The following is a 25,624-nucleotide window of genomic DNA, read 5'->3' on the forward strand; positions in this document are numbered from 1 at the left end:
GCTACGAGCCTTGGCGAAATCACGGCGCGCTCCCCTGGTCAATTAAAGGCGCGGTCCCCCGCGGACGCCGTGGAGGTGCCGGTACCCGTCGGACGGATCGGCATCGCCGGCGCATCGATATACACGTCCATCAGTTCGCCGTCGTAGACGATCTCGGTGCCGGCGATGCGGTAAATCACCTGCAGCACTCGCGTGTCAATCCGTTCGGCGGTATCGCCAGACAGGTTGCGTTTCGGTATCAGGCGCGGCTCGACCCGGACGAATTCCAGCGGGATGCGGCGGGTGGCGTCGCCACGCGGCGACGCATAAGCGCTCCGGTCCGGCGCGAAACGGGGCGCGTCCTCTTCGGCCACGTCGACTCGCACGTGCATGGCCGATGTGTCCCCCATCACCACGAGCGGAGATGGGGCTGGCACTGTCGCGTATTCGCCAGGACGAATGTTGACCTTGAGGATCTGACCGTCGATCGGCGCAACCACTACCCGCCGCGTGAGGTCGCTGCGGGTCTCGGCCACCGCCGCTGTGGCGCGCGCCAGTGTGGCGCGGCTTGCCGCGAGCAGTGCTTTGGCGGTATCCACTGCGATTCGGCGGCGCTGCAGGTCCTCCTCGCGGATCGCGCGGCGGTCGCTGACGCTTTCGATCAATGTCAGCTGGACGCGTGCATCCGCCAGCGCCGCGTCGCCGACCGCCACCGCGGCGCGCGCGTTGGTCACCTCGGCCTCGCGCACCGGGATTTGCGCGGCAAGCTCGCGGCTGTCCTGCTCCCACAGCACGTCTCCGGCGCGAACATGCTGTTGCGCCTTGACTCGTACCGCGATCACTTGTCCGGGCACGACTGGCGCCACGCCGATGTCCTCAGACTTCGGTTCGACCAGGCCCTCGGCGCCGATCGAGCGCGCGAAGCTGCTCGCCGGGGGCGCGGCCGGTGGCGCGGCGTGCTGTTTTCCGTGAATGTTCTTTGCCACGAGAATGCCGCCGACGACGAACGACGCGATCGCCACACTGGAAAGAATCATTTTCAGGCTGGGTATGCGCAGGGACATGGCGAGCTCCTGACGGGCTTCACTGCATGGAGTCGGGAATCCCCGGCGGCCGGCCGCCGGTGGTCCCGTTGCCGTTAGCGCGGCGTACGATGCGACCGTCTTCCATGTAGGTGATCGAGTGTGCGAACTCGAAAATACGGTTGTCGTGGGTGACGATCACCACGGCCCGGTCGGGTGAGATCGCCACGCCGTGCAGCAGCTCCATGACGGCGCGGCCGGATTCGGCGTCGAGTGACGCGGTGGGCTCGTCGCACACGATCACGCGCGGTTCGTTGATCAGCGCCCGCGCGATGGCGACACGCTGCAACTGACCGCCCGACAGCTCGACCGGCATCGCGTCGGCGCGCGCGCCGAGCCCAAGCTTCTCCAGCAATGCACGGCCGCGCCCGGTGGCGGCACGGCGCGGCACCCCTGCAGCGAAGAGCGGCACCGCGGCGTTCTCCGCGGCGGTCAACGCCGGCAGCAGGTTGTACTGCTGAAATATGAAGCCGATGTTTTGCAGCCTGAACGAATTGGCCCGCGCCCCGCGCAGCGCATGCAACGCTTCACCGAGGATCTCCACGGTGCCGGCAGTCGCGTCAAGGAGTCCCGTGAGGACCATCAGCAGCGTGGTCTTGCCGCAGCCGCTCTGTCCAACCAGCATGCTGATCTCGCCAAGCGGTACATCCCAGTCGACGCCGCGCAGCGCACGCACGGACGTCTCGCCAGCGCCAAACACCTTCTCGAGCTGGCGACAACGCACCGCGTATTCGGTAGCACTCATGGATTCAGGCCCGGAACACGATGGCAGGCTCGAGCAGCAGCACCTTGCGGATGCTAAGCAGGCTCGCGAGGATGACGACCACGAAGATGACCACACCGACGCCCACCGCGCTCTGCCACATCAGAATGATTCCGCGCGTCGCGGTCTGGTGCAGGGTCACTTCGAAAAACGCCGCACACAACCCCAGGCCCAGCCCGTACCCGATGGCCGCCACGATCAGTGCCTGCAGGACGATCAGCCCGACCAGGCGCCGGTTGGACACGCCGATCGCCTTGAGCGCTCCGAATTGGCGCAGGTTTTCGATCGTGAAAATGTAAAACGTCTGGCCGGCGACGACCGTGCCCACGATGAGCGCAATGGCAATCGTGATGCCGAAGTTGACAGGTATGCCGGTATTTCTCAGGTAGTAATGCATTGTCTGCCAGAAGAAGCCGTCTTGTGTCGCGGCTCTCAGGCCGGTCGCCCGGCTGATGCGCTCGGCGAGCTGCTCGGGGCTGACGCCCGGCTTCGGTGCGGCCAACACGACGGACAGATATCGGCTCTCGCGCCCGATCAGCTGAACCGCGAGGCTATAGCGCGCGTAGATGACAGGGAAGGTGGTAAAGGGTGCGCCCGCATCGGAAATCGCGCCGATGATCACGCGATGGTCATTCATCTCGAGCGTGCGACCAAGCTGCAGCGGCTGCCCGGGAAAGAAGAAGCCATAACCGGCCTTGTCGAGCACGATCGTGTCGGGCTGCCGTAGCGCCTCTATCGAGCCGAGCACGATTTTGCGCACCGCCCCGGTCAGCGTCGCATCGTCCACGCCCAACAGCACGCACTGCCGAAACGTACCGTCGGCCGCCTTGGCACGGGCCGAGCCTTTGTACAGGGGCACCGCCCAGCTGACGGCGTCGACACCGCGCACCCGGAACAGCTGGTTGTCGGTCATCGGCGCAATCTCGTCGGCGTACGGCGTCTTCGGGTCCATGACCCAGACCGGGGCGTCGACGACATCCAGGATCTGGCTGCCGGTGCGCGCCATGATGCCGGCAAAGATCGAGGTCTGGTTCATCAGCAGAAACGACGCGAACGCGAGCGAAAAGACGAGCCCGAATAGCTTCGCGCGATCTCCGAACAGCATTTGCACGGCGACGTACTTCATGATGGCGTAATCTAAAATATGACAAATGTCATAATCTGCATCAACAAAGGCCGCTACGGGTGAATGGGTCAGTCCCGGGAAAAATTCGCGGAGAAAAAATTGCGGGCTGCCGCGAGCAAAGCGTCGCTTCTGGTCCGGTTGACGAGCACGCGGGACATCATTAGCACTCCAGACATCGCGGAGAGCATCAAGCCCGCTTTCTGCCATTGCTCACTGGCGCTCTGGCCTGGCAGGTAAGGTGCAATCCGGTCAATCAACCGGGTCGCACTTGCGGTGAAATCCTGACGGGTCTTCCGGTCTCGACGTGCGACCTCGCTTGCCAGCGCAGCCATCATGCAGCCCGCTTCGGGATGATCGCGATGCCAGGGGCTGAGGTACGCGTCGATGAACGTCTGCAACCGCTCTTCCGGCGCAGCGGCGTCTACATGCTCGAGGAGCCACCGGGTCATGGTTTCGAACCCGTCGCGACTGGCTTCTGCGAGCAGCGCGTCCTTGTCGGAAAAGTGGAAATAGAAGCCGCCTTGCGTCAGCCCAGCGCGCTGCATGATGTCACGCATGCCGACGCCGTTGATGCCGTGTTCGCGATAAGCCGCAGCGGCCGCGCTGATAATCTTGCGGCGCGTCCTTTCGCTCTTGCCTTCCGGAATTTCGCGCCGGTTCTTCACGACAATGCCCCGCTGTGCGTCGCTTCAATTCTAGGACAAGAGAAAAATATTACAAGCGACCGATTTTAATCACCGGCAGGTTGTACCAGGTCGTGGCACCGCTTGTGCCGCGACGGCGCGAGATAACCCGATCGGTCGCCAATAAGAACCGAAGTGAAGACGTTGCTCGCCGGGAAAAAGTGCCAGCCGTAGCGGGCAACCGGGTGCTCTACCGCGACGGCGTGCGCAATCGGGTTGTCGCTGCTCCTTCACCTGCCACTTCTTGCCGGCATGGTGGTGACGGGCATCGTCACCTACGCCATCGTCACTGCCGAACGGCAGGGATTCCGCCCGCTCGAACTGATCATCGGCGGCCTCATCGGGGCGATCGCGCTCGCGTACGTGGCCGAACTGCTGATTGTGCCCGTCAACTTCGGCTCTGCCGCGAAGGGCTCACTCGTACCTCATCTGTCCGATTCGGGTGCGCTCGCCGTCGCGGTAGGCATACTCGGCGCCACCGTGATGCCGCACGCGATCTATCTGCACTCGGGCCTCACGCAAAAGCGCGCCCCGGCGCGTACCGATGCCGCCCGCCGCAAGCTGGTACGTTTTTCCAACGGCGAGGTCATCATTGCGCTGTCGCTTGCCGGCCTCGTCAACATGGCGATGGTCATCATCGCCTCCGGCGCGTTCCACGCGGGGCACCAGGACGTAGCCGAGATCGAGACCGCGTTTCATACGCTTACCCCGCTCTTCGGCGTTGGCGCGGCGGGTATCTTTCTCGTCTCGCTGCTCGCTTCGGGCGTGTCGAGCTCGGTGGTCGGCACGATGGCCGGGCAGATGATCATGCAGGGCTTCACGGGCTTTCGCATCCCCGTCTGGGTGCGCCGCCTCGTGACGATGGTGCCTGCCTTCGTGGTCGTGGCGCTCGGCGTCAACGCAACGGATGCGCTGCTCTATAGCCAGGTGGTGTTGAGCTTCGCGCTGCCGATGCCGATGATCGCGCTCGTGATCCTCACCAGCCGGCGCGACATCATGGGGCCGTTCGTGAACAACCGCCTCATGACGGCCGTAGCTGTGCTCGGCACCGCCGTGATACTCGTGCTCAACGTGGTCCTGCTGTTGCAGACCATCGGCGTCTCGTTACCGGGGCTGCCCGCTGCGTGAGGTGAGCAGGCGAAGGTTTCCGCTGTCATCGAGCAGCTCACCCACAGGTGGCTTTCCAGTGTCCATGTACACCAGTACCAGCCGGCCGGCACTAACAGCATGTCGCTCGGGTCAACTGTCACGTCTGCGAACGCTGCCTGCGCGAACCGCGCAAGGCGCTGGAGGTTGGGCGCCGAGGCATTCACGTGACAAGGCTGCACGGTGTTGAAGGCGTCCGACGCGTAGAGCAATACTTGCTGTGCGGGCGCGAAGAGTCGCATCTGCAGGTGCCCCGTGAGCGGTGTGACGAATTCGTCCGTCATCGCCGCGTACAACGGTTGGGCCGGTATTGAACGATCCACGCGTACAGCATAGCTGTGCAGAGCCGAATGGTGCGTCGGGCAAATGCGGTAACGGGAGCAAGGCGGCGGGCGTGGCGGGAAGCCGCCATGTACTCGCGCCAGGCAGCGTGCTCATGTCGGGATGCCGCGTGTATATCCGCGCTCCGCCTTGAACGCTGCCGCCACTTGCATGAGCACAGTCAACGCCTTCGCCCCGCGTTTGTAGGACCTCCAGCATCTCGCCCAGCCGCGCCGACGTTCGATCGACGGTGCCTTGCGCAAGCATGTCGCCATAGCGGCCCTTCCATAAAACGAGGTCTCATTGCAGCGCGGATCAGTTCAGCACGCGACGCAGATGAAGTGGCACGCAAGCGCGCAACACGTGCGCAAATGAATAACCGTTTCCAGGCAAGGCGACAGGCGCTTGACGACCCGTTGCTGCCAGTCACTCGCTCATTCCGAGGGGCCGAAGACAAGCGGCAAGCGGCCGGTCAGAGCTCTTCTTCAGTCGGGCAGGGTTTGCTTAACAAATGTCAGCGTTCTGCTTTGTTCGGTAGCGGTGCGTCGCCGGGACTGACGCACCGTCCCCCTCGCAAGCTAGCAGACGACTCCTTTCACACGCAGGCGGAGCTATGTCCGCCGTGCCGCTGCGTCTGGATGACACCGTGGGCTCATCCAAGCCAGCCCTTGATGGTATCGGCCATGACGTTGGTCGAGATGCCATAGCGATCGTGCAAGGTCGGCAGCGCGCCCGCACCGAGAAACTCATCGGGCAGTGCGATTTGACGATACATCGGCGTGACGCCTGCCGTGAGCAGCGTGGTCGCGACCGCTTCGCCAAGCCCACCGATCACCGAGTGATTCTCGGCGACCACGACCATGCGACCCGTGCGCCTGGCTTCGCGCAAGATCGTCTCGGTGTCGAGCGGCTTGATGGTCGGCACGTGCAATACGCCAACTCCCACGTTGTCCGCTTCCAGTAACTTCGCCACCTCCAGCGAGCGCATGGTCATGATGCCGGACGAGATGATTAGAACTTCGGCGCCGTCGCGCAGCAGCTTGGCCTTGCCGAGCTCGAACTGGTAATCGTATTCGTCGAGTACGGCCGGAACGTTGCCACGCAGCAGGCGCGCATACACCGGGCCGTTATGCGCGGCAATCGCGGCCACCATTTGCTCAGTGTCGAGCGCGTCGCACGGATCGATGACTGTCATGTTCGGCATCGCGCGCATCAGGGCAAGATCCTCGGCCGCCTGATGGCTTGGGCCGTAGCCGGTCGTCAGGCCAGGCAGTGCGCAGATGATCTTCACATCGAGGTTGTCCTCGGCGATGGCCTGGTGCATGAAGTCATACGCACGGCGGGTCGCGAACACTGCATACGTCGTGACGAACGGCTGGGCGCCTTCATGCGCCATGCCCGCGGCCGCCCCCATCAGCAACTGCTCGGCCATGCCCATCTGATAGTAGCGGTCTGGAAACTCCTTCCCGAAGATATGCAGGTCGGTGTACTTGCCGAGGTCGGCGGTCATGCCGATCACGTTCTTCTTCTCCCGGGCCAGTTGGGCCAATGCATGGCCGAACGGCGCGGAACGCGTGACTTGTCCTTCGCCGGCAATAGAAGCGATCATCGCCGAGGTCTTCAGGCGCGGCTTCTGGGTGAGAGTGGTGTCGCTCATGCTTGTCTCCCTGCTTCGAGTGCTGCGAGCGCCAGTTGCCACTCATGGGCATCGACGCGGATGAAATGGTTCTTTTCCCGTTCTTCGAGAAACGGCACGCCGCAGCCCATGCGGGTATCGCAAACGATAATCCGTGGCTGCTCCTTCGGATGATTGCGTGCAGCATCGAAGGCCGCCTTCACTGCGTCAATATCGTTGCCGTCCACGCGCTGCGTGAACCAGCCAAATGCTTCGAGCTTCTCGACGAGCGGCTCGAACGCCATGATCTTCGAGGAGGGACCGTCGGCTTGCTGGTTGTTGACGTCGACCATGGCGATCAGGTTGTCCAGCTTCCAGTGAGCGGCCGACATCAGGCCCTCCCAGATCGCGCCTTCATCGAGTTCACCGTCGGAGAAGAGCGTGTAGACGAAGGCGTTTGAGCCCTTACGCTTCAGTCCCAGGCAGTGGCCCACCGCGATCGTGAGACCGTGGCCGAGCGAGCCACCGGACATCTCCATGCCGGGCGTGTAGCTCGCCATGCCGGACATCGGCAGCCGGCTGTCGTCGCTGCCGTAGGTTTCGAGTTCTTCCGGTGGCAGGAAGCCGGCTTCGAAAAGCGCGGCGTAAAGCGCGATCGCGTAGTGGCCGTTGGACAGCAGGAAGCGGTCGCGGCCTTCCCAGTCGGGGTTGTCGGGTTGGTAGCGCATCGCGCCGAAGTAGGCAACCGCGAGTACATCGGCGATATCGAGTGCCTGGCCGATATAACCCTGGCCCTGCACTTCGCCCATCAGCAAGGCGTTTCTGCGGATCCGGTAGGCGCGCTCGGCAAGCGTCACTCCATCTGATGACGGACTGTTCATGATGTCTCCTTGATTTAAAAAGTGAGTCTTTGCAGCGAACGGTGTCAGCGATTGACGGTTTTGGCTGGCACGAGGAAAACAAGCCCAGCGCCGATGACGATAGCGACGGAGATAAAGATGAGCCCAGCCGTCGACTTACCGGTCAGGTCGTTCAACCAGCCGACGATGGCCGGCGAGAAGAAGCCAGCGAGATTGGCGAAACAGTTCACTGCGGCGATACCCGCTGCCGCGGACATGCCCCCGAGGAGTGCGGTCGGCAGTGACCAGAACTGCGACGACGAAGCAAGGATGCCGGCGGCGGCCACGCTGACACACACCAGCGATGCCCCGACTCCGCCCAGCATCGGCAGCGTTGCAAAGCCTGCCGCCGATACGAGCATGGGGATTGCAAGATGCAGGCGACGTTCGCGATGGCGGTCAGCGCTTGCTCCCACCAGCGGCAGCGCAATGATGGCGCACAGGTACGGGACGGCCGTAAAGATACCTACCCACAGCGGGTCGGCCACGCCGGACTTGCGGATGATCGTCGGCAGCCAGAACGTCAGCCCATACTGACCGAGCACGACGCAGAAGTAGATGGCAGCCATCAACCACAGACGACGATCGCCGATGAAAGACCTGATCGACACATGGGCGATCTTGTGGGCGTTGTCGTTCGCCACGTTGCGTGCGAGGAGCGCCTTCTCCGGATCAGTGAGCCATTTGGCGGCAGCGATACCGTTGTCGAGATAGAGCAGGATGGCGACGCCAAGGAGCAAGGACGGCAGCGCTTCGAGGATGAATAGCCACTTCCAGCCGGCGAGACCCTGTACGCCCTGGAACGCATGCAGGATGTAACCGGACAGAGGCCCCCCCACAATGCCGGCAAGCGGAATCGCCATGAAGAAAAGGGAGAGAGCCTTGGCGCGCCGCGCCGACGGAAACCAGTAAGTCAGATACAGGATGACGCCTGGCGCGAACCCTGCCTCGGCCACGCCCAATAGAAAGCGGAGAACATAGAACGTTGTGGGCGATTTGACGAAGACCAAGCAGGCCGAGATCACAGCCCACGTCAGCATGATGCGAGCGAGCCAGTTTCGTGCGCCAACTTTGTGCAGCATGAGATTACTCGGTACTTCGAAAAGGAAATAACCGAGGAAGAAAATACCGGCGCCGAAGCCATACACGGTTTCGCTGAATCGCAGGTCGTTGAGCATCTGCAGTTTCGCGAAGCCCACGTTGACACGATCGAGATAAGCGCCCAGATAGCACAGCATCAGGAACGGGATCAGGCGTCGTCCGACTTTCGCATACGTTTTTGATTCGAAGCTCGCCGGATCGGCGAGCGATGTAACATCGCCCGTCATTGACGGCGCGGTGGCCTTCGTTTTCATGGTTGTCTCCTGCCATATCGCCCCGGGTTTTACCGCCGGGTGCATTGACCCATCCGCCGCAATCGCGACAGATGTCGTGCTTAGTGGATCAACATGCCGCCGTTGACGTCGAGCGTGATGCCGGTGAGGTAGGCCGACAGGTCGCTCGAGAGGAACAGGCAGGCGTTCGCGACGTCGGCGGCATCGCCGAGCCGGCCGAGCGGAATGCCCTTGATGATGTCGGCGCGCATCTCCGTCGTGAGCTTGTCGCCGGTGATATCGGTCTGGATCAGGCCCGGTGTGATCGAGTTGACGCGGATGTTGTCCGCCCCGAGTTCACGCGCCATCGCACGAGCGAGACCGAGTACGCCCGCTTTTGCAGCGCTGTAGTGAGGACCACCGAAGATGCCGCCTCCGCGTTGCGCGGAAACGGATGACATGCAGACGATGCTGCCGCTCTTTTGCTCTCTCATTTGCGGAATGACCGCTTGCGACATGTAGAGCGTACCGCGCAGGTTCACGTCGATGACCGCATCGAAGTTGTCGGCTCCGATGTCCATCGTCTTCAACGGCTGGGTGATACCGGCGTTGTTGATCAATCCGTCGACACGACTGTACTTCTCGATGACCGCCTTGGCGGCAGCCATGCATGCGGCCTTGTCGGTCACATCGCAGGCGAGGCCGAGGTGTTCTTCGCCGAGGTCACGCGAGGCACTCTCGGCGTCCTCCTTGCGAAGATCCAGAATCACCACCCGCGCGCCTTGGGCGGCAAGCGCTTTTGCGGTTGCCTTGCCAATGCCACGCGGCGAGGCTGCACCGGTTACGATTACGACTTTGCTGTCGAGCAACATGTTTGTCTCCATCGATTACGTTAGTTGGTAGACGCAGTTTCAGCGCTTCAACCATCTCGATCAATGCAGTCTGGCTCAACTATTGCTGAAGAATTTTCAGGTGTCGTCGCACCGTGGAGTCACAGGCATCAGAAAACAGCCCTTTCGCATAAGGCAGGGTGCCGGCGTCCCGCCTGGCGAGGCCTGGCGCTACACGGCGTCACGGCTGATCTCTTGCTCGACCCAAGCCAAAAACTTGGCCACGCGCGGCAAGTCCGCGTTCTGGGAAGGGTAAACGAGGTGATGGGCGCCGACCTCGACCGCATACGCGCGATCGAAGACCGGTACGAGCGAACCTCGTTTGAGATGGACCGATGCGAGCATCGTGCTTTCGAGCGCGATGCCGTGTCCCAATGCCGCGGCCTCGAGCGACATGTACGAGCGATCGAATGCGAAATCGAATGCCTTACGCGACACCGGGACGCCGAACTTGCCGAACCATTGCTTCCACTGCACGAGAGGCGTCTCCGAGAAGATCAGGCGGCGCTCGAGCAGATCCTCGGGGGTACGCACCGGATGTCTTTCAAGGTATTCCTCCGACGCAAGTGGCGCGATGAACTCATTGCGTAGCGTTTTGATCTCGCCATCGGTCCAATGTGCGTAGCCATGCCGTACGTCGATGTCGTAGTAGCCAGAGGTGAACGACACGTCCTCATACGAGCACGCGAGATTCAACTGAATGTCGCCGTTCGCTTCCTGGAACAAAGCCAGCCGCGGCAGCAGCCACATCAATCCAAAGCTGGGACTCGAGTGAATGCGAAGAATCTCGACACCCGACTGGCTCGATGCGCGCTCCGTCGCGCGGCTCAGATCGGCGAGCGATCCGGTGACATCGGCCAGATATTGCTGACCCGTCGGCGTCAGCACCAGGCCCCGCCCCAGTCTCGTGAACAAGGACCTTCCCACCATGGATTCGAGGTTGGCAATTTGGTGGCTGACCGCCGATGGCGTTAACCCTAATTCGTCAGCCGCCCGATTGACGCTCTTTGTCCGGGCGACACTCTCGAACGCGACGATGGCTTTGAGTGGAGGGATGCGCATTGTTCCTGGGTGCAGAAGTTACGAGCCGTCCTGGATCAGGGTGTTCTGCTTCGCTACTGTCAGCGAGGTGGTTCCAGAAATGTCGCGTATCCGGGAGGTAAAGGCAAGCCGGGGTTCGGCCGATACGCAATCAGCTCACAGGGGCGCGAGACGGTGTGCGAATGCGAGGGCGAGCCCGACTACCGAACGCCTCCGGTAGTCGGGAAGTGGCAGACATGTGTCTGTTGGCGAAGCGCCACAAAACGAATCGGTGCGTACTCTCATTCCTTTACAGAAGTGACTTCAACTTGAAGTTCAAATCGGAGAGCGTTTCGGGTGCCGGTGTTGCGCCTCGATCGACCAGCATGCGTGCGAGTTTCATCTCTTTCACAAAACCGCTTACGGGCCCGAAACCACTCGCTCCAACGAGCCGACCGTTAGCATCCAGATTGAAGTGAATCTCCGCCGCACCGGGAAGTGCCCTGGTCACGCATTGCTCTCCAAGCACCGGCTCGCCAGCCACCTGTAGTTGATGATCGTATTGGTCGGACCAGAACCACGGAAGGTCCTGATACTTTTCCCGGGCGCCCAACATGTTGCGAGCTGCAATACGCGCTTGCGTCTCCGCGTTGTGCCATGTTTCTTGCCGGATCAGTTGACCTGAGAGGCGGCTAGGAAAGATGGCGACGTCACCCGCCGCGTAGATCCCAGGCGCCGACGTCTCGAGCTCAGCATTGACGACTACACCGCGTTGCACCTTAAGTCCGGCCTCTCGCGCCAACTCGTCCGCCGGATCAATGCCGATACCGATGATGACTGTGTCTGCTATCAACACGTCGCCATTTGCGAGCGAAACAGCCAACGCTCCTTCCGGGGTATGCTCGATCGTCGTCGGTGCCGTGTTGACGCGAACCTCGACGCCCTTGCTCTCATGCAATGCGTGCACCCGCGCGGCAATGGTTGCAGGCACTGCACGTCCAAGCAAACGCGGCGCGCCTTCGAGCACGCAAACATGGCAGCCACGCTGACGCGCCGAAGCCGCGACCTCGAGGCCGATAAATCCACCGCCAATTATCACCACGCGAGCATCAGGCACCAGCCTTGGTTCGATCGCTGCCGCATCGTCGAGTGTGCGCAGGGTCGATACACCATCGAGACCGGCACCCGGGATCGCGAGACGTCGGACGTGACCTCCCGTGGCAAGCAGCAACGCCTCGTAGGGAATGGTCCTGCCATCCACAAGCTGAATTTCGCGGGTATCCGGCGCGATTGCTTTCACCGTAGCGACGATGTGTTCGACGTTGTCCTGCTGCCATGCGTCGCGTGTTCGTAGCTGACATTGCGCCGGCTCCCGCTCGCCCGTCAGCAATCCCTTCGACAGGGGCGGCCGCTCGTACGGCAAGTGTGGCTCGGCGCCGATGAGCGCGATGACGCCCCGCCAGCCGGATTCGCGCAGCGTCTGGGCAGCGCGGCCACCGACGTGACCCGCGCCGACGATCGCCATGACACGAACAGTTGTCATCGCGTCAGACCTCGATCAGGATGCGGCCGGCTTCGATCTTCGCCGGGTAGGTCTTGAGCTTTTCGCACACGGGTGCGCAAAGCGGGCGGCCATCACGGATGTCAAAGCGGCCATTGTGCTTCGGACATTCGATCACATGGTCCATCACGAGCCCATCGCTCAGGTGCACATGTTCGTGCGTGCACAATCCGTCGCTCGCATAGACGTTATCGTTGACGCGATAAATTGCGTAGGTATGTCCCGCGTGATCGAAACGCATCACGTCTTCGTCTTCGATATCGCCCAGCGCGGCAGCTTCGACCCATTGTGACATGGCGGTCGTCTCCAGGTTTTGTATTGATTTCTCTCAGGCCTGCTTGACGGCTGGAACCGGACGCACGATGTGGTACGACGGATCGCGCGTCTGTCGTACGAGTGCCGGAATGATCTCAGCGTAGGCGGCAAGGCTGCTGCGATACGGCGGCGGCATATCACCCTTCACCGTATCGTGTAGCTGCGGCAATGCATGGAACGGAACCATCGGGAACATGTGATGCTCGGCGTGGTAATTCATGTTCCAGTACAGGAACCGGAAAACCGGATTCATCAAAACGGTACGGCAGTTCTGACGGTGGTCCAACACGTTTTCCGGCATCCCCGCATGCTGGGTAAGACCAAAGTACAGGTAGAGCCAGCCCCCGTACAGGCTCGGAAGTCCAATATAGAGGAGCGGCAGGATCGTGCGGAAGTAGACGCTTGCACCAATCACTACGACGTAAATGGCCAGAGAGATTCGGGCCTCACGGAACACTTTCGGCCATTCCGACGCCGGCACGAAAGTCCGGTCTTCCTCATTGATCCGGCCAAACGCCGCAGCAATCATCTTTGGCAGTTCATTCCACACGTGCTTTAGCGCGAAGATACTCAGTGCCAGGCCCAGCCAATCGGTTGGCCGTGGCGCTGCGATCTCGGGATCACGTCCGACCACGAGGGTGTCCGTGTGATGACGGGCGTGACTCCAACGCCATACCGTCGCACGACGGAACACCTGAAACGACGCCGCCTGATACAGCGCGTTATTCATCCAGCGCGTCTTGAATGCCGTTCCATGCCCCGATTCATGCCAGCGCGAATCGGCCGGGCTGCAGTAGAGTGTGCCGTAGAGAAAAAAGGCTGGAATCGCCCACAGCGAGTGGGCGTGCCAGGCGAACCCGGCAAGCACGCCGCTGCCAATTATGGCCGCGTACCAGATGAGCGTGTCGCGAATCGCGCGGGCATCACTGCGCTGCATCAACTGCTTCATCACCGGGCGGGGTACCGAACATTTGTACCACTGCGCATTGACTAGACCGGCAGCCTGCGCGCGCTCACCCGCTCCGCCGACAAGCCGATACTCCTCGTGTCGTGCGGACGAGGAAGCTTCGCGCGCACGGTCGGTCATGTTTGCCACGTCTGTCTCCGTTATGTCCTTCTCTGCATGATGCAGAGAGTCTATGAATCAAAAATAAGCCCTATTCGTGCATCGCTCAACGGAAAGGTTGACGATTTATCGTCAACCTTCTAGCGTAGGAAAACGGCGATGAAAATAATGAACAGCACAAGGAGACAAGCGTGGCAAATAGCGCAGCACCCCCTCGGCGTAAGCGCTCTGCGCGGTTCATCGAGATCGCACAACTTGCCGGCGTCAGTCCGTCTACCGTTGACCGTGTCCTGAACGAGCGCGGCAGCGTATCGGATGCAGCACGCAAGCGCGTCGTGGCGGCCGCTCGGGAGTTGGCCGTGCCGCGCCTGTTGCCTGAGACCCGTCACGGACTTATCCATGTCGACGTGCTGCTGCCCGACAGCGAGGCGCCGTTCTTCAGCCGTCTGAATCAGGCGCTGCAACGCGCCATGCAGATGCTGGATCGCCGCGTTGTCGTGCATCGCATGGTACTGTCGGCCGCCGACGACGACGTGATCACGAAGGCGATCGGCCCGTCCCGTCGTCAACGCGCGGCGCTCATCATCACGACGCACGATACGACGCCGGTGCGCGACGCACTCAGATCGGCGATCGCGCGCGGGGAACAGGTGGTCACCATGGTCACGGACATTCCCGATACCGGAAGACTTCACTACGCCGGCATCGACAACGTGTGCGCGGGCCGCACCGCCGGCTATTACATCGGTCGGCTGGCGAGGCAACCGGGCCGGGTGTTGCTGCTGTGCGGCCGTATGGACTACCGGGCGCATCTCGATCGCATTGGTGGCTGCCGTGCGCAGATCGACGAAGCATTCGCGCATCTGACATGTCAATATGAGCCGATCGAGACGCAGGACGAGGACGACCGCTGCTATTACGCCGTGGCTAAAGCGCTCGAGCGAGGCGGTCTCAGCGCGATCTACAACAGCGGCTACGGCTCGGCGGGTGTCGAAGCGGCGTTGCGCAAGTTCGGCGCGGCAAATAAGGTGGTGTGGGTCGGCCATGAAATGCTCGATCTGCATCGCGATTTCATCAAGGCGGGCAGCATGGATATCGCGATTGACCAGGATCCGGACGGACAGGTCATCGCGGCATTGCAGCATGCCCTCTATGCGTGCGGTATCGTCGATACGGCACCCCGGGCCGAACCGGTCGAGTTTCGCGTGTTCTGCTCGGCCAACGTCAGACACAGTCCTTACCTCAGCGAATGAACAATGAAGCGGGGCGCCATTTCGAGAGTGACCGCCTTCGCCTAGTAAAGAACGACCGAGCGGATCGACTCACCCTTCTTCATCAGGTCGAAGCCTTCGTTGATGCGCTCGAGCGGCAGATGGTGCGTGATCAGGTCGTCGATATTGATCTTGCCTTCCATGTACCAGTCGACGATCTTCGGCACATCCGTGCGGCCGCGTGCGCCGCCGAACGCCGAGCCCTTCCACTCACGGCCCGTCACCAGCTGGAACGGACGCGTGCTGATCTCTTCGCCCGCCGCCGCGACGCCGATGATGAACGACTGACCCCAGCCCTTGTGCGTGCATTCCAGTGCCTGACGCATCACCTTCGTGTTGCCGATGCATTCGAACGAATAGTCCGCGCCACCGTCGGTGAGTTGCACGATATGGTCGACCACATTCTCGACTTCGTTCGGGTTGACGAAGTGGGTCATGCCGAATTTCTTCGCCAGCTCAATGCGGCCCGGGTTGATATCGACGCCGATGATCTTGTCCGCACCAACCATCTTCGCGCCCTGAATCACATTCAGGCCGATGCCGCCGAGACCGAACACCACCACGTTCGCGCCCGCCTCGACCTTCGCCGAATACACCACAGCGCCGACACCCGTCGTCACGCCGCAGCCGATGTAGCAGATCTTGTCGAACGGCGCGTCTTCGCGCACCTTCGCGACCGCGATTTCCGGCACCACGATGTAGTTCGAAAACGTGGACGTGCCCATGTAGTGAAACAGCGGCTTGCCGTCCAGCGAGAAGCGCGACGTGGCATCGGGCATCAGGCCCTTGCCTTGCGTCGAACGGATCGCCTGGCAAAGATTGGTCTTGCGCGACAGACAGAATTTGCACTGACGGCATTCCGGCGTGTAAAGCGGAATGACGTGATCGCCCTTCTTCAACGTGCCGACACCTGGACCCACGTCGACGATCACGCCAGCACCTTCATGGCCGAGAATCGCCGGGAAGATGCCTTCCGGGTCTGCGCCCGACAACGTGTAGTAGTCGGTGTGGCAGATTCCTGTCGCTTTCACTTCAATCAGCACTTCACCGGCGCGCGGACCTTCCAGATCGACTTCTTCAATCGTCAGCGGTGCACCTGCTTTCCATGCGATGGCTGCTTTGGTTTTCATACTGCCGTCCTCTGCTGAAGCGGTTGTTATTCGGGAATTGCGCTGCCCGTGAGCGTTGCAGCGAGCTGCAATTCTTCCCATACCTCGCGTATCCAGTCGCGCAGCAGCAGTGACTCTGCCCACCGGTCGGTCGTGTCGTTGCCATCGCGCCCGATAATCGCGTACGGTTTGGGGCCGAGCTCACAGGTGAACGCCAGCGTGTCGTCAGGACCCGCTCGCCGGCGCCACGATGCAAAGCCATAGCGCCACCAGTCGAGAAACAGGTCGACCCACATCCGATGCGGTTCGAACGACAGCTCGATCTGCACCTGCTCACGGCTCGCGACGCGTCCGTGAAATGCCCATGAGTGGTCGAGGATGCGGTGCATCAGCGCGTGGTTTTCGTCGGACACGGGCCATGCAAATTCACGCCCCACGAGGTAATGCGAAATGTCACCCAGCAACTTAAGATCGGGCCGCGCGTCGAGCAGATCGAGCGTGAAATGCAGGTCCGTGGTCATCCGGTCGCGGTGCGTTTCAATGTAGACCGGGAAGTTGACCTGTTCCGCCAGCCGCTGCCACCCATCGAGCAGTGTCACGCATTCTGCGACTGTGCGAGGACGCACGTCGGGCTGCAGATCAATGTGGTGGACCCCAAACTCAGCGGCATTTTCGAGCACAGGCTGCAAGTCGTCCACCGTCCGTGGGAAGCACTGGCCTTCTGCATGCAGTCCATGCGGCCCGCGCAACTGCGCCAGCCGCTGAACAGACGCCCGGTCGGTATAGTGCGCACTCACGCCATCGAAGCCCGCATCGGCAATCATCCGCAGGTTCTCTTCAAGCGTGCGTTCGCAGCCGTCGGTATGGCGACGCTCCATCGCCCACACTGACTGAAACACCAGCAGGCGTTGACTCATTGGACCTCCTCGGCAAGCAACTGGGCTTAACGGTAGCTGCCAGCCAGCGCCGACACCTTCTCAATGTTCTGCGGCGTAATGAAGCCCGGTCCCGAGCTGATATTGCGCGCCTCGTAGACCGGCTTGAGTCCATAAGACTCCAGGCGCTTCATGAACTTCGGATCCTTTTCCAGCTCCGTGCGGGCGGCTACGACATCCGTGTTGTGATTCTTGTGCATGATCGCCAGCATTGCGATGGGAATGTAGCCCTGCAGATAGGGTTGCTGATCGGTGCAGAATTTGATGGTGCCGTCCTTGATCGCCTTGGCAACGTCAGGATCAATGTCGAACGTCGCAAACCAGATCTTGCCGGCGAGCCCCATTTTGGTCACCGCACGAATGGTGGGGTCGGCGGACGTCGGTCCCAGCGTCAACACGGCCTGCGTATCCGGGTGAGCACGCAAATAGGCACTCACTTTGGCTTCGATACCGGTTGGATCGGTGCCGACATCAAGCGAAGATGCCTTCGTGTCCGCACCGATGGCTTCTCCGAATCCGCGGCAGCGCTCGAACGAGAGCGGATTAGTCGCATAGTGGTTCACACACAGAAACGTCTTGATGCCGGCCGCCTTCGCACGCAGCCCCGCTTCCTTGCCTGCCAGGTATTCCGGCTGACCCACATGCATGATGGCGCCGAGGTCGGCACTCTGCTGCTCCGTACCGGTATTGGAGGTAATGAACGGAATATTCTTCGCCTTCAGCTTCGTGACGGCCCCTTTGAGAAGGTCGTAGTCGGCAATCGTCAACACCACGCCATCGTAGTTGCGTGCGGCCGCCTGGTTGACCAGTTGCACCATGTCGGCGATGTCCCCGTTTGGCGGATTCCGGTAGTCGGTCTGTACGTTGAAATCCTGATCGGCCTGTCTGATGCCATTCTTGACCGTGTTCCACCACGCATCCGAATCCGGCGCGTGCGTGATGAAATCAAAATGAGCGACGGGGTCCGCGAAAGCACCGGTACATAGTCCCAGGCTCAACACTGTGGCGGTCAGGCAAAACGCCTTCCCTATGGTGGATTGCATAGCTGTCTCCGTAAATATCGTTCTGTTGGCCGGTATGACGACACGGGCCAGGTGGAGCCGCGCCTCTCAATCGAGGCGCGGCAGTCAATCGCTTGCTAACCCGATGAAGACCTTGTTGTCCTCGATCTTCACTGGATGAGTAAGCAGATTCACGCAAACGGGCGCACCTTTCGCCGCGCCCGACGGAATGTGAAAACGGCCCATGTGCATCGGACATTCGATGATCTCGCCGAACACAAGACCTTCAGTGAGGCGCGCCGTCTCGTGGGTACAGAGACCGGCGGTTGCGTAAAAGCCGCTCGACGTGTGATAGATCGCATACAGCTTGTCGCCGTGACGAAACTCGATGACGTCCTCTTCGTCGATGTCATCACACGCGCAGACCTGATGCCATTGCAGGATATTCATTGCATCTGTCCCCGGTTAGCGTACCTGGGCCGCAAGCGGCGCGGCGGTGTCGTGTTCTGCCGCGACGTACGGCGACTTGCCCGGTACGCACGGCGTAATCATGTAGTCCGGATCGTGTCGTTGCATCCGGAAGACGTGGAAGATTTCGCCCCAAGCGTTGAAGAGCCCTTCGTATGCCGGCGGCAGATCGGCCTCGATCGCTTTGCGCAGTTTCGGCAGCGCGTGGAAAGGCACGTTGGGGAACATGTGATGCTCGACGTGGTAGTTCATGTTCCAGTAGAGGAACTGCAGAGCGCGATTGAGTTTGATCGTTCGTGTCGAGAAGCGGTGGTCGAGTTCGTTCTCACGTAATCCCGTGTGCTGCGTAATGGCCAGCAGTTCGTGGAGCCAGGCACCATAGGAGCGAGGCAGCAGCAGGAAAATGACCGGCAACCAGCTGTGGGCCACGATCGCCCATGCGGCGACGGCAATGTACAGCGCCAGAATCACACGCGAATTGCGGAACATTGCACGAAATTCGGTGGGCGGAACAACGGCCCTGGCGCTCTTCGATACGATGCCGAAGCTATGCAGGACGATGTTGCCCAGGTGATGAATGCCGTGCGAAACACGCAGAAAATCTGTGGCGAGCTTCAGGTAATTCGGTGGCCGCTTGACCGCAATTTCAACGTCGGCGGGGAGAGTTGCGGTGAGATGCGTGTAAGTGTGATGTTGCGCATGCGACCAGCGGCTATAAATCTGCTCACGCCAAGTCATGAAGCAGATCAGCCAATGCACCGACTCGTTCAGCCATTCGCTTTTGAATGGCGTGCGATGGCGCAGTTCGTGTTCCATCGCCTCGGCGAATGCATACAGCGTGCCGTAGAGAAGAAGCGCCGGTATGCACCAGAGCGAACCGAGCGAGAACCATGCGAGCGCGCCGCTTGCCACCACCAGCCCAATGAATCCGCCAAAACGAAGAAGCGCGGCGGAGTCGTTGCGCCGCGTGACTTCCTTGAGCACCTTTCTGTCGAGCCGGCATTTATACCAGTCGTCCATGGTGATCGTTTTCCTGCTGTCTTGCTGGTCGGACATGAGTCGCACCCTGTACGAGAAATCGGTTTGACGATGAGATGTGAGATGAAGCATTGATCACAATTGAGCTCATTTAAGGCTCTTTATGAGCCATCGTCAAAGACTAATATGCCTCATATTGAGCTATTCAGGGTATTCCATGACCCCCGTCCTGCCGTCTGCATTCCTCTGGTTGCCCGATTGCGTGGTGTTGCCTCACGCCATGTCTCATGAAGACTCATTTTTTGAGGCAAAATGCCAACCATGCGCTGGTTCCGCACTTCGACCCATGGGAATGCACGATGAAAGGCAAGCCGACCCTCAAGCAATTGATGGAGATGACGCAGCTCAGCCGGGCGACGATCGATCGCGCGCTGAACAACCGACCGGGGGTGCACCCACGTACGCGCAGCGCCGTCGACGCCGCGCTGCGACAACTCGATGCGGGAGCTCCGGCACATTCGACGGTTCCTGTCGCGCAGCGGAATTACGCGTTCAGATTGCTCGCGCAGGCTGGGGACGCTTTCACAGAGGAACTGATGCGATGCGCGGCCGAACTCGAAGATGACTTCGCTGCGGCAGGAACGCGGCTTGAGGTCGTGAACTGCGTGGGTGTTTCCGACCACGACGTGGCAGCGCAAGTGAGCGTTGCAGCTGACGAGGCGGACGGTATTGCAATCATCTGCACGAACACGGCGGCCACAACCGCAGCCCTGCGCAAATGTATGGCCGTTGGCAAGTCGGTCGTGACGCTTGTTACGGATGTCGATGCCGATGCCCGTCACACCTACGTAGGTGTCAATAACCGCGCTGCAGGGCAATCCGCGGCGTTTCTCATCGGCCGGCATTTGCAGGCGCACCCATCGCCCGACGTCGCGGTGGTCGTCGCAACGTTTTCCTATACCTGCCACGAGGACCGCGAGATCGGTTTCCGTTCTCTGATCAGGCAGCGGTTCCCGAACGTGAACCTCGTGGAGGTCATCAAGGGCGCTGATTCGGGCGCTGCGACTTATGAGGCAACCCGGCGCTTTCTGGACGAGCACGGCAAGCTCGATGGAATCTACAACGTCGCGGGTGGCAACGAAGGGCTGGCGGCCGCGCTGCGGGAATACAGCCTGGCGGGCCAGACGGTCTACGTGACTCACGAAGTTAACCGCATCACGGAGCCGCTCTTGCGGGCCGACGCGATTGACTATTTGCTGACCCAGGACCTTCGACTCATGCTGCGAACAGCTGTCGAGCACTTGATAAGTGCTTGTGAAGCCCGACCGGTTCCTGCCCAAGCGATCATCCCGATAGAGACGTATTCGCGTTACTCGTTGTACTAACTATGTTTTCAGGCTTCTATCGCACACTTCCGGACGGGACGTAACACAGATTCCATGCGGGCATCGTTACGGAAGCGGGTCAAGCCGTTGAAGCCCGATGACTCTTGTCAGCCGGAGAGCGGACGTTCGACCGAATTTGCCGAATGTCAGTACCTGGGCGATCCCGGAAGTACGTGGCGGCTCCCGGCGCGTTTTCCCGGCCTATGACAGGCTGGCCGCGGTCCGGCAGCAGTGCGGGACCGGTGTTGGCCTCCGGTCGGTCGTACGGGCCTTGGGTGGTTCCGGTGGCGTCAGGATCGCAGCCCCCCTCCCCGCCTGCCCTCCTCTTGGGTGGCTCGTTTTGATGCAGTTGGCCGCAGGCCGGCGCAGCGCCAGTCTACGCGGGATTCGGGGCGATTTCAGGGCCGGCCGAGCGATGCAGTGTGATACGCGCGGCCGGTATTTTTTCGCGTCGCCGGAGCGGCTTGAATGCTTTTCGCTGTGTATCGCTCATCTCGCCGCTCTCAGGATTGACTTATGGTTTTGAGTCTTTTTGCACGAGCTTCTGGTGCAACTCGGCGGTCAGCGTTTCGACACGCTCGATTAGTTTCTGGGTAAGTTCGGTCAGATCCGTATTCCTCTGCAACAACTCCAGCAATTGAGCCGCGTTTTGGGCGGCAATTGCCTGCCGCTGCTCGTTAGCGACGGCAAGAGCCTCCCTGTGTTGCGCGTCAGCTTCGGCGTGTGCGTTGTCTCGTGCTGCCTGTCGCGTCTGAGCAAGCAAAATAAGCGGCGCGGCATAAGCTGCCTGGAGACTGAACGCCAGATTAAGGAGAATGAATGGGTAAACGTCGAATTTCGTGAAACCGAGGGCGTTCACCCCAATCCAGATGGCGACGATTACCGTCTGTGCCCCTAAAAATAGAGGCGTCCCAAAAAACCGCGCGAAGGCTTCGGCCTTGAGCGCGAACCTGTCATTGCCAAACGCCGTGGCAAGGTGTGCGTGAGGCCGGTGGAAGCGAAGGTGATCCACGTTCGGAACGTCGAACGGAGCGGCGGCGGAGCCGGAATTCGGTGTTTTCATACATTCCCCAAGTACGTAATCATTCGAAACCAGACTGCAACGACGTCTGCGGCATCATATCGAGGGAGATACGACGCAATGAACAACGGAGGCCTATCGCCAGACGATTCCTCACGGCAGGCAGTGCGACGTGGGAACAAGCAGAGTGTAGTGCCCGTTCGGGGTTGCGTGAATGCCCGCTGCTTGTTGGTTTCTGCCTGGCATGTCTGGCCCTAGTCGACCAAAGGAGCCGGTCAAACAGCATTTTCGATCGGCGGCTGTAGAGCAAATATGAGCCGTTCGATCCCTAGGCGCGCGCGAACCCCCAGGGCCTGATCCGGGCAGCTCAAGCAGCATCCTGTTCACGGCGACGGGCGATCGAGGGATGGAGGAAAGCGGAGCGTTCCGTGGAGTTTCTTACTTGCGCACAGGCATCTCGCTCATAGCGGGCATAGCCCTTCTGAGGACACGCCCGAAGGTCGTTCCTTGCACGAGTATGGAAAAAATGACGATCACGTAGGTCGCGGTGAGGATCAGCTCACGCTCCGGACCCGCCGGCAGCAATAGCGCCAGCGCGATCGACAGGGCGCCTCGAAGCCCGCCCCAGATCAGCAGCGGGATCGTGCCTGCCGGAAACTCGAAACGCGCGCGGATCGTCCAGATTGGAATCGCCACACTGATCGCACGACCAAGCAGCACGCATCCGATACCGATCAGTCCGAGCAGCAGATATGAGCCAGCGACCTTGATCGCGATCATCTCCAGGCCGATCAGGACAAAGAGCACGCCATCCAGAATATCGTCGATCACCTCCCAAAACACTGTCAGGTACTGGCGAGTCTGTTCCGGGAATGCCGTCTTCCATCCTTCATTGCCCAGAAACAGCCCGGCAACCACAACGGCAATGGGCCCTGAGAAGTGAAGCAGCTCTGCCAGCGCGTATGAGCCCATGCATAAGGCAATCGAGAGCAGGACCTCGACATGATGATTGTCGCCAGCAAAACTGCAATGGCCGCCCCTTTAGCCTCGCGCCGACTCATACCAGCCCCGGCCGCTTTCAACGCATTTATAGGCCGCTCCAGGTGAGGCTAGGTCGATTCTGGCTACAGTCGGATGCGCTCATGGCTCCAGCCCCCCCGACGCGACAGCGTTAGGGGGAGACGCCGATTCAGCGACTGCAGCCGGAGTAATGCGCAACCACTTGCCCTGGCGCCCATCACAGAGCGTCGTCCTTCAGATCTGGTTGAACCCGACGCGGGATAGCAGTTCAGAGAATCTGGGATCGATGCGAGCGCTGTCGAAGGTAGGTTCTGTCCTGAGCTCAATGAAGTCAGGACTGTGCTCTTCGTAGGCTTTTTCCAGCCAGCCGAAGGTCTGCTCTTTGTCCCCGAGCGAACCAAACACTTTCGCCATGTGGTAGGGGTGGACGTAGTGCTTTTCGGATTCCGTCTCCAGCGCATCCACGATCTGCTGCATGGCCGCTCTCATGTCGGCGGCAGCGTAGGTCTGGGCCAGCCCCGTCAGCGCCTCCGTGCTCCTCCCGGAAAGCGTTACAGCCTTCTGCATCTCCTCGATTGCGTCATCGAACAACTTCTGTTGCTGGTAAACCAATCCCAGCCTGAAGTGAAGCAGAAAGTGGTTTGGATCGATTTCCAGGGCTTTACGGAGTTCTTCCCGTGCCTGGTCGTATCGCCGAGCAAGGTACAAGATCATGGCAACAGATGAATTCAGCATTGAATTCAACGGATCCATCTGTTGGGGCTGCCTGACCCTGGCAATGGCTTCTTCGGCTCTGCCTGCCATCATGAGATATTCCGCGTACCAATAATAGGCGATCGCGTGTCCTGGATTCAGTTCAATGGCGCGCAGAAAATCCTGTTCCAGATCGACCCAATCCCAATCGTGCAAACGCACATGGGCCAGTGACGCATAAGCCTGACCCAAATCAGGTTCAATCTGCAGCGCTTTCCTGGCTGCCATTCTTGCTTTATGAAACGTTTCGCGCGCAGGGCTCACACCGCGACATGCAAGCATCGTGTAAGCATCGGCCACTCCATCATAGGCGGCCGCAAAGTTCGGCTGGTGTCCAATAGCGAGCTGAAAATACTCAATGCTCTTTCGCATTCCTTCTTCGGTGCGCGTGGACCAGAAGTGACGCCCCTTGAGATACGCTTCGTGCGCCTGCGCATCAATGGCAGGAGTACGGTCTAAACGCCCTTGCTCGTGCGGCGTGAGCTTGATCTCAATTTCGCGGGCAATTGCCTTGGCCACCTCGATCTGGAGTGCCAGGATGTCATGTCGGTTCCCCTCGTAGGTCTCGGCCCAAAGGTGCGTTTCGTCGCTTACCCGGATGAGCTGCGCCGCAACCCGTACCCGATCTCCGGCACGCCGGACGCTTCCCTCAAGCACGTGGGAAACCCTGAGGTCTTGGCCGATCTGATGAATGGTCTTGGTCGTGGATTTGTAGCGCATCGCCGAAGTCCGGGCGATTACACCCAGGCGCTCCGGGCTGAGCCGGGCAAGTTGGGTGATCATATCCTCAGTTAAGCCCTCACTGAAGTAATCATATTTGTCGCCGCCACCGAGACTTTCGAACGGAAGCACGACCAGTATCACTCGCCCCTCCGATAGCGATGGATTATTTGGGAGCGGTAATGCTTCCGGTTCACTCGGTTCGCTTTCCACCAGCGCCCTGCCGTTAGGTTGCAAACGCCCCGCTCCATCCTCAGTGAGCGGCGGCCTTCCTGGGACAGCAGTGACCGGTCGGTGCCGGTTCCGATACAGCGCATCAGCCACAATGATTGCGATTCCAACAAAGACAATCACCGGCCGGGCATCGAGCGCCAAGCGCGACAAATGCTCCACCCTCTCTGGCGCCGCAATATAGCGGAATAGTCGAGCGATGAATTCCTGCGGCGCGAAGCCGGTGATTGCCACGAGGACGCCCCCAATGAACCATTCGCTAACCTGCGCTCGCAACATCGCCCACAGGTGCCTCGGTATTCGCTGTGGGGTTCGTCCGTCTTTTTCATCTTCCATGGCGTCCCCGCATAGAGTCGTGTCGACCAGGCGTTACGGTCCCTGACGCGGCACAGGAAGTTGGGAGGTGGGCTAAGGCGTACACGCCGTCGCAATCTTCGCGCGGCATTCTCTAGCCTACACAAACAGCGCTCATTGTTTCTGTGGCGAGAGGTAGCGCAGCGCTGCGGTCCGCTAATAGCCTTCAAGTGACTCGAACGATTCGTGCGCGCGGGAGGATCAAGAAGATTGCAATTCGTACCACGCCAACATAGCTACATTAATAACTATCTGCTTTTCTCAGAAGAAAATCTACGCACCACCGCGCAGACCACCCAGCCCCTCCAGTGGATTCGCCCCCTCGGAGGGGAGGCGTCGCGGAGAAAGGAATTTCTTTCGAATGTAAGAATCGGGGCTACCTGAACAAAGGCGCAAAGCAATAGCCGACGCCGTGCTCACGGAAAGTGACCCGTCTATGCGCCACCGGTCAGCATCGAATACCAGAACGTCCACTTCTGGCCGACTCCTGGCCGACTGCCGCCGAACGCGGCCGGCCGTAGCCGACCCTGAGCGGACCCTGAGCGGACCAAGACTCGCTGCAAACGAACGTCCGAATAGCGGCTATTTGCGGCCACCGT

At 60.6% G+C, this 25,624-nt stretch carries 22 protein-coding genes and 1 pseudogene; 3 read left to right on the plus strand and 20 right to left on the minus strand.

Annotated elements, in window-relative coordinates; genetic code table 11:
• Positions 1 to 38: 38 nt before the first annotated feature.
• The 4 genes from WN982_RS34815 to WN982_RS34830 form a co-directional block, all read right to left on the minus strand.
• Positions 39 to 1,043, minus strand: coding sequence for an HlyD family efflux transporter periplasmic adaptor subunit (locus WN982_RS34815; protein ID WP_341316542.1), 1,005 nt, complete (start codon positions 1,041 to 1,043; stop codon positions 39 to 41).
• 19 nt (positions 1,044 to 1,062) lie between these two features.
• The gene (locus tag WN982_RS34820) at positions 1,063 to 1,806 is read right to left on the minus strand and encodes an ABC transporter ATP-binding protein (protein WP_341316543.1); all 744 of its coding nucleotides are present in this window, start codon (positions 1,804 to 1,806) and stop codon (positions 1,063 to 1,065) included.
• A gap of 4 nt (positions 1,807 to 1,810) precedes the next feature.
• A complete protein-coding gene (locus WN982_RS34825) occupies positions 1,811 to 2,950 on the minus strand; it encodes an ABC transporter permease (RefSeq protein WP_341316544.1) in 1,140 nt (379 codons plus the stop codon).
• Between the two features lie 68 nt (positions 2,951 to 3,018).
• Positions 3,019 to 3,507 (minus strand): TetR/AcrR family transcriptional regulator, encoded by a 489-nt coding sequence (locus WN982_RS34830; RefSeq protein ID WP_341316545.1) that lies wholly within the window; start codon positions 3,505 to 3,507, stop codon positions 3,019 to 3,021.
• A 333-nt stretch (positions 3,508 to 3,840) separates the two neighbouring features.
• Between WN982_RS34830 and WN982_RS34835 the strand changes: the two are divergent.
• Positions 3,841 to 4,761 (plus strand): annotated as a pseudogene (locus WN982_RS34835) (Nramp family divalent metal transporter); the annotation flags it as partial.
• A gap of 991 nt (positions 4,762 to 5,752) precedes the next feature.
• Here the strand turns inward: WN982_RS34835 and WN982_RS34840 are convergent.
• The 8 genes from WN982_RS34840 to WN982_RS34875 form a co-directional block, all read right to left on the minus strand.
• Positions 5,753 to 6,757 (minus strand): transketolase family protein, encoded by a 1,005-nt coding sequence (locus WN982_RS34840; RefSeq protein ID WP_341316546.1) that lies wholly within the window; start codon positions 6,755 to 6,757, stop codon positions 5,753 to 5,755.
• A complete protein-coding gene (locus tag WN982_RS34845; protein WP_341316547.1) occupies positions 6,754 to 7,596 on the minus strand; it encodes a transketolase in 843 nt (280 codons plus the stop codon). Before WN982_RS34845 ends, WN982_RS34840 begins: the two co-directional genes overlap by 4 nt.
• Before the next feature lie 44 nt (positions 7,597 to 7,640).
• Entirely contained in the window at positions 7,641 to 8,969 is a 1,329-nt protein-coding gene (locus WN982_RS34850) for an MFS transporter (RefSeq protein WP_341316548.1), read from the minus strand.
• Positions 8,970 to 9,049: 80 nt separating this feature from the next.
• Positions 9,050 to 9,799 carry a glucose 1-dehydrogenase gene (locus WN982_RS34855; RefSeq protein WP_341316549.1) on the minus strand — a complete coding sequence of 250 codons (750 nt, stop codon included), beginning with the start codon at positions 9,797 to 9,799 and terminating at the stop codon, positions 9,050 to 9,052.
• A gap of 189 nt (positions 9,800 to 9,988) precedes the next feature.
• The gene (locus WN982_RS34860; protein ID WP_341316550.1) at positions 9,989 to 10,879 is read right to left on the minus strand and encodes a LysR substrate-binding domain-containing protein; all 891 of its coding nucleotides are present in this window, start codon (positions 10,877 to 10,879) and stop codon (positions 9,989 to 9,991) included.
• A 268-nt stretch (positions 10,880 to 11,147) separates the two neighbouring features.
• Positions 11,148 to 12,380 carry an FAD-dependent oxidoreductase gene (locus tag WN982_RS34865; RefSeq protein ID WP_341316551.1) on the minus strand — a complete coding sequence of 411 codons (1,233 nt, stop codon included), beginning with the start codon at positions 12,378 to 12,380 and terminating at the stop codon, positions 11,148 to 11,150.
• A gap of 4 nt (positions 12,381 to 12,384) precedes the next feature.
• On the minus strand, positions 12,385 to 12,693 hold the full coding sequence (locus tag WN982_RS34870; RefSeq protein ID WP_211699980.1) for a non-heme iron oxygenase ferredoxin subunit: 309 nt from the start codon (positions 12,691 to 12,693) through the stop codon (positions 12,385 to 12,387).
• A gap of 33 nt (positions 12,694 to 12,726) precedes the next feature.
• Entirely contained in the window at positions 12,727 to 13,809 is a 1,083-nt protein-coding gene (locus tag WN982_RS34875) for a fatty acid desaturase family protein (protein ID WP_341316552.1), read from the minus strand.
• A 161-nt stretch (positions 13,810 to 13,970) separates the two neighbouring features.
• On the opposite strand from WN982_RS34875, the gene WN982_RS34880 reads away from it, so the two are divergent.
• Positions 13,971 to 15,032, plus strand: a complete 1,062-nt coding sequence (locus WN982_RS34880) for a LacI family DNA-binding transcriptional regulator (RefSeq protein ID WP_341316553.1) — start codon at positions 13,971 to 13,973, stop codon at positions 15,030 to 15,032.
• A gap of 41 nt (positions 15,033 to 15,073) precedes the next feature.
• Here WN982_RS34880 and WN982_RS34885 read toward each other — a convergent pair whose 3' ends face one another.
• The 5 genes from WN982_RS34885 to WN982_RS34905 all read right to left on the minus strand — a co-directional run bounded on the left by WN982_RS34885 (position 15,074) and on the right by WN982_RS34905 (position 19,619).
• Positions 15,074 to 16,180, minus strand: a complete 1,107-nt coding sequence (locus tag WN982_RS34885) for an S-(hydroxymethyl)glutathione dehydrogenase/class III alcohol dehydrogenase (protein ID WP_341316554.1) — start codon at positions 16,178 to 16,180, stop codon at positions 15,074 to 15,076.
• A 26-nt stretch (positions 16,181 to 16,206) separates the two neighbouring features.
• Positions 16,207 to 17,076 (minus strand): sugar phosphate isomerase/epimerase, encoded by an 870-nt coding sequence (locus tag WN982_RS34890; RefSeq protein WP_341316555.1) that lies wholly within the window; start codon positions 17,074 to 17,076, stop codon positions 16,207 to 16,209.
• A gap of 26 nt (positions 17,077 to 17,102) precedes the next feature.
• A complete protein-coding gene (locus WN982_RS34895; RefSeq protein WP_341316556.1) occupies positions 17,103 to 18,137 on the minus strand; it encodes a sugar ABC transporter substrate-binding protein in 1,035 nt (344 codons plus the stop codon).
• An 84-nt stretch (positions 18,138 to 18,221) separates the two neighbouring features.
• A complete protein-coding gene (locus WN982_RS34900) occupies positions 18,222 to 18,545 on the minus strand; it encodes a non-heme iron oxygenase ferredoxin subunit (protein WP_341316557.1) in 324 nt (107 codons plus the stop codon).
• Between the two features lie 15 nt (positions 18,546 to 18,560).
• Positions 18,561 to 19,619, minus strand: coding sequence for a fatty acid desaturase (locus WN982_RS34905; protein ID WP_341316558.1), 1,059 nt, complete (start codon positions 19,617 to 19,619; stop codon positions 18,561 to 18,563).
• Between the two features lie 281 nt (positions 19,620 to 19,900).
• Between WN982_RS34905 and WN982_RS34910 the strand changes: the two genes are divergently transcribed.
• Positions 19,901 to 20,926, plus strand: coding sequence for a LacI family DNA-binding transcriptional regulator (locus tag WN982_RS34910; protein ID WP_341316559.1), 1,026 nt, complete (start codon positions 19,901 to 19,903; stop codon positions 20,924 to 20,926).
• Between the two features lie 514 nt (positions 20,927 to 21,440).
• Here the strand turns inward: WN982_RS34910 and WN982_RS34915 are convergent.
• From WN982_RS34915 to WN982_RS34925, 3 genes are all read right to left on the minus strand, one after another.
• Entirely contained in the window at positions 21,441 to 21,989 is a 549-nt protein-coding gene (locus WN982_RS34915; protein ID WP_341316560.1) for a DUF1003 domain-containing protein, read from the minus strand.
• 396 nt (positions 21,990 to 22,385) lie between these two features.
• On the minus strand, positions 22,386 to 22,919 hold the full coding sequence (locus WN982_RS34920) for a cation:proton antiporter (protein ID WP_341316561.1): 534 nt from the start codon (positions 22,917 to 22,919) through the stop codon (positions 22,386 to 22,388).
• Positions 22,920 to 23,201: 282 nt separating this feature from the next.
• Positions 23,202 to 25,007: a tetratricopeptide repeat protein gene (locus WN982_RS34925; protein WP_341316562.1), complete on the minus strand. Its 1,806-nt coding sequence runs from the start codon at positions 25,005 to 25,007 to the stop codon at positions 23,202 to 23,204.
• Between the last annotated feature and the right edge of the window lie 617 nt (positions 25,008 to 25,624).

It is taken from the genome of Paraburkholderia sp. IMGN_8, assembly GCF_038050405.1.
In the GTDB taxonomy this organism is placed as follows: Bacteria; Pseudomonadota; Gammaproteobacteria; order Burkholderiales; family Burkholderiaceae; genus Paraburkholderia.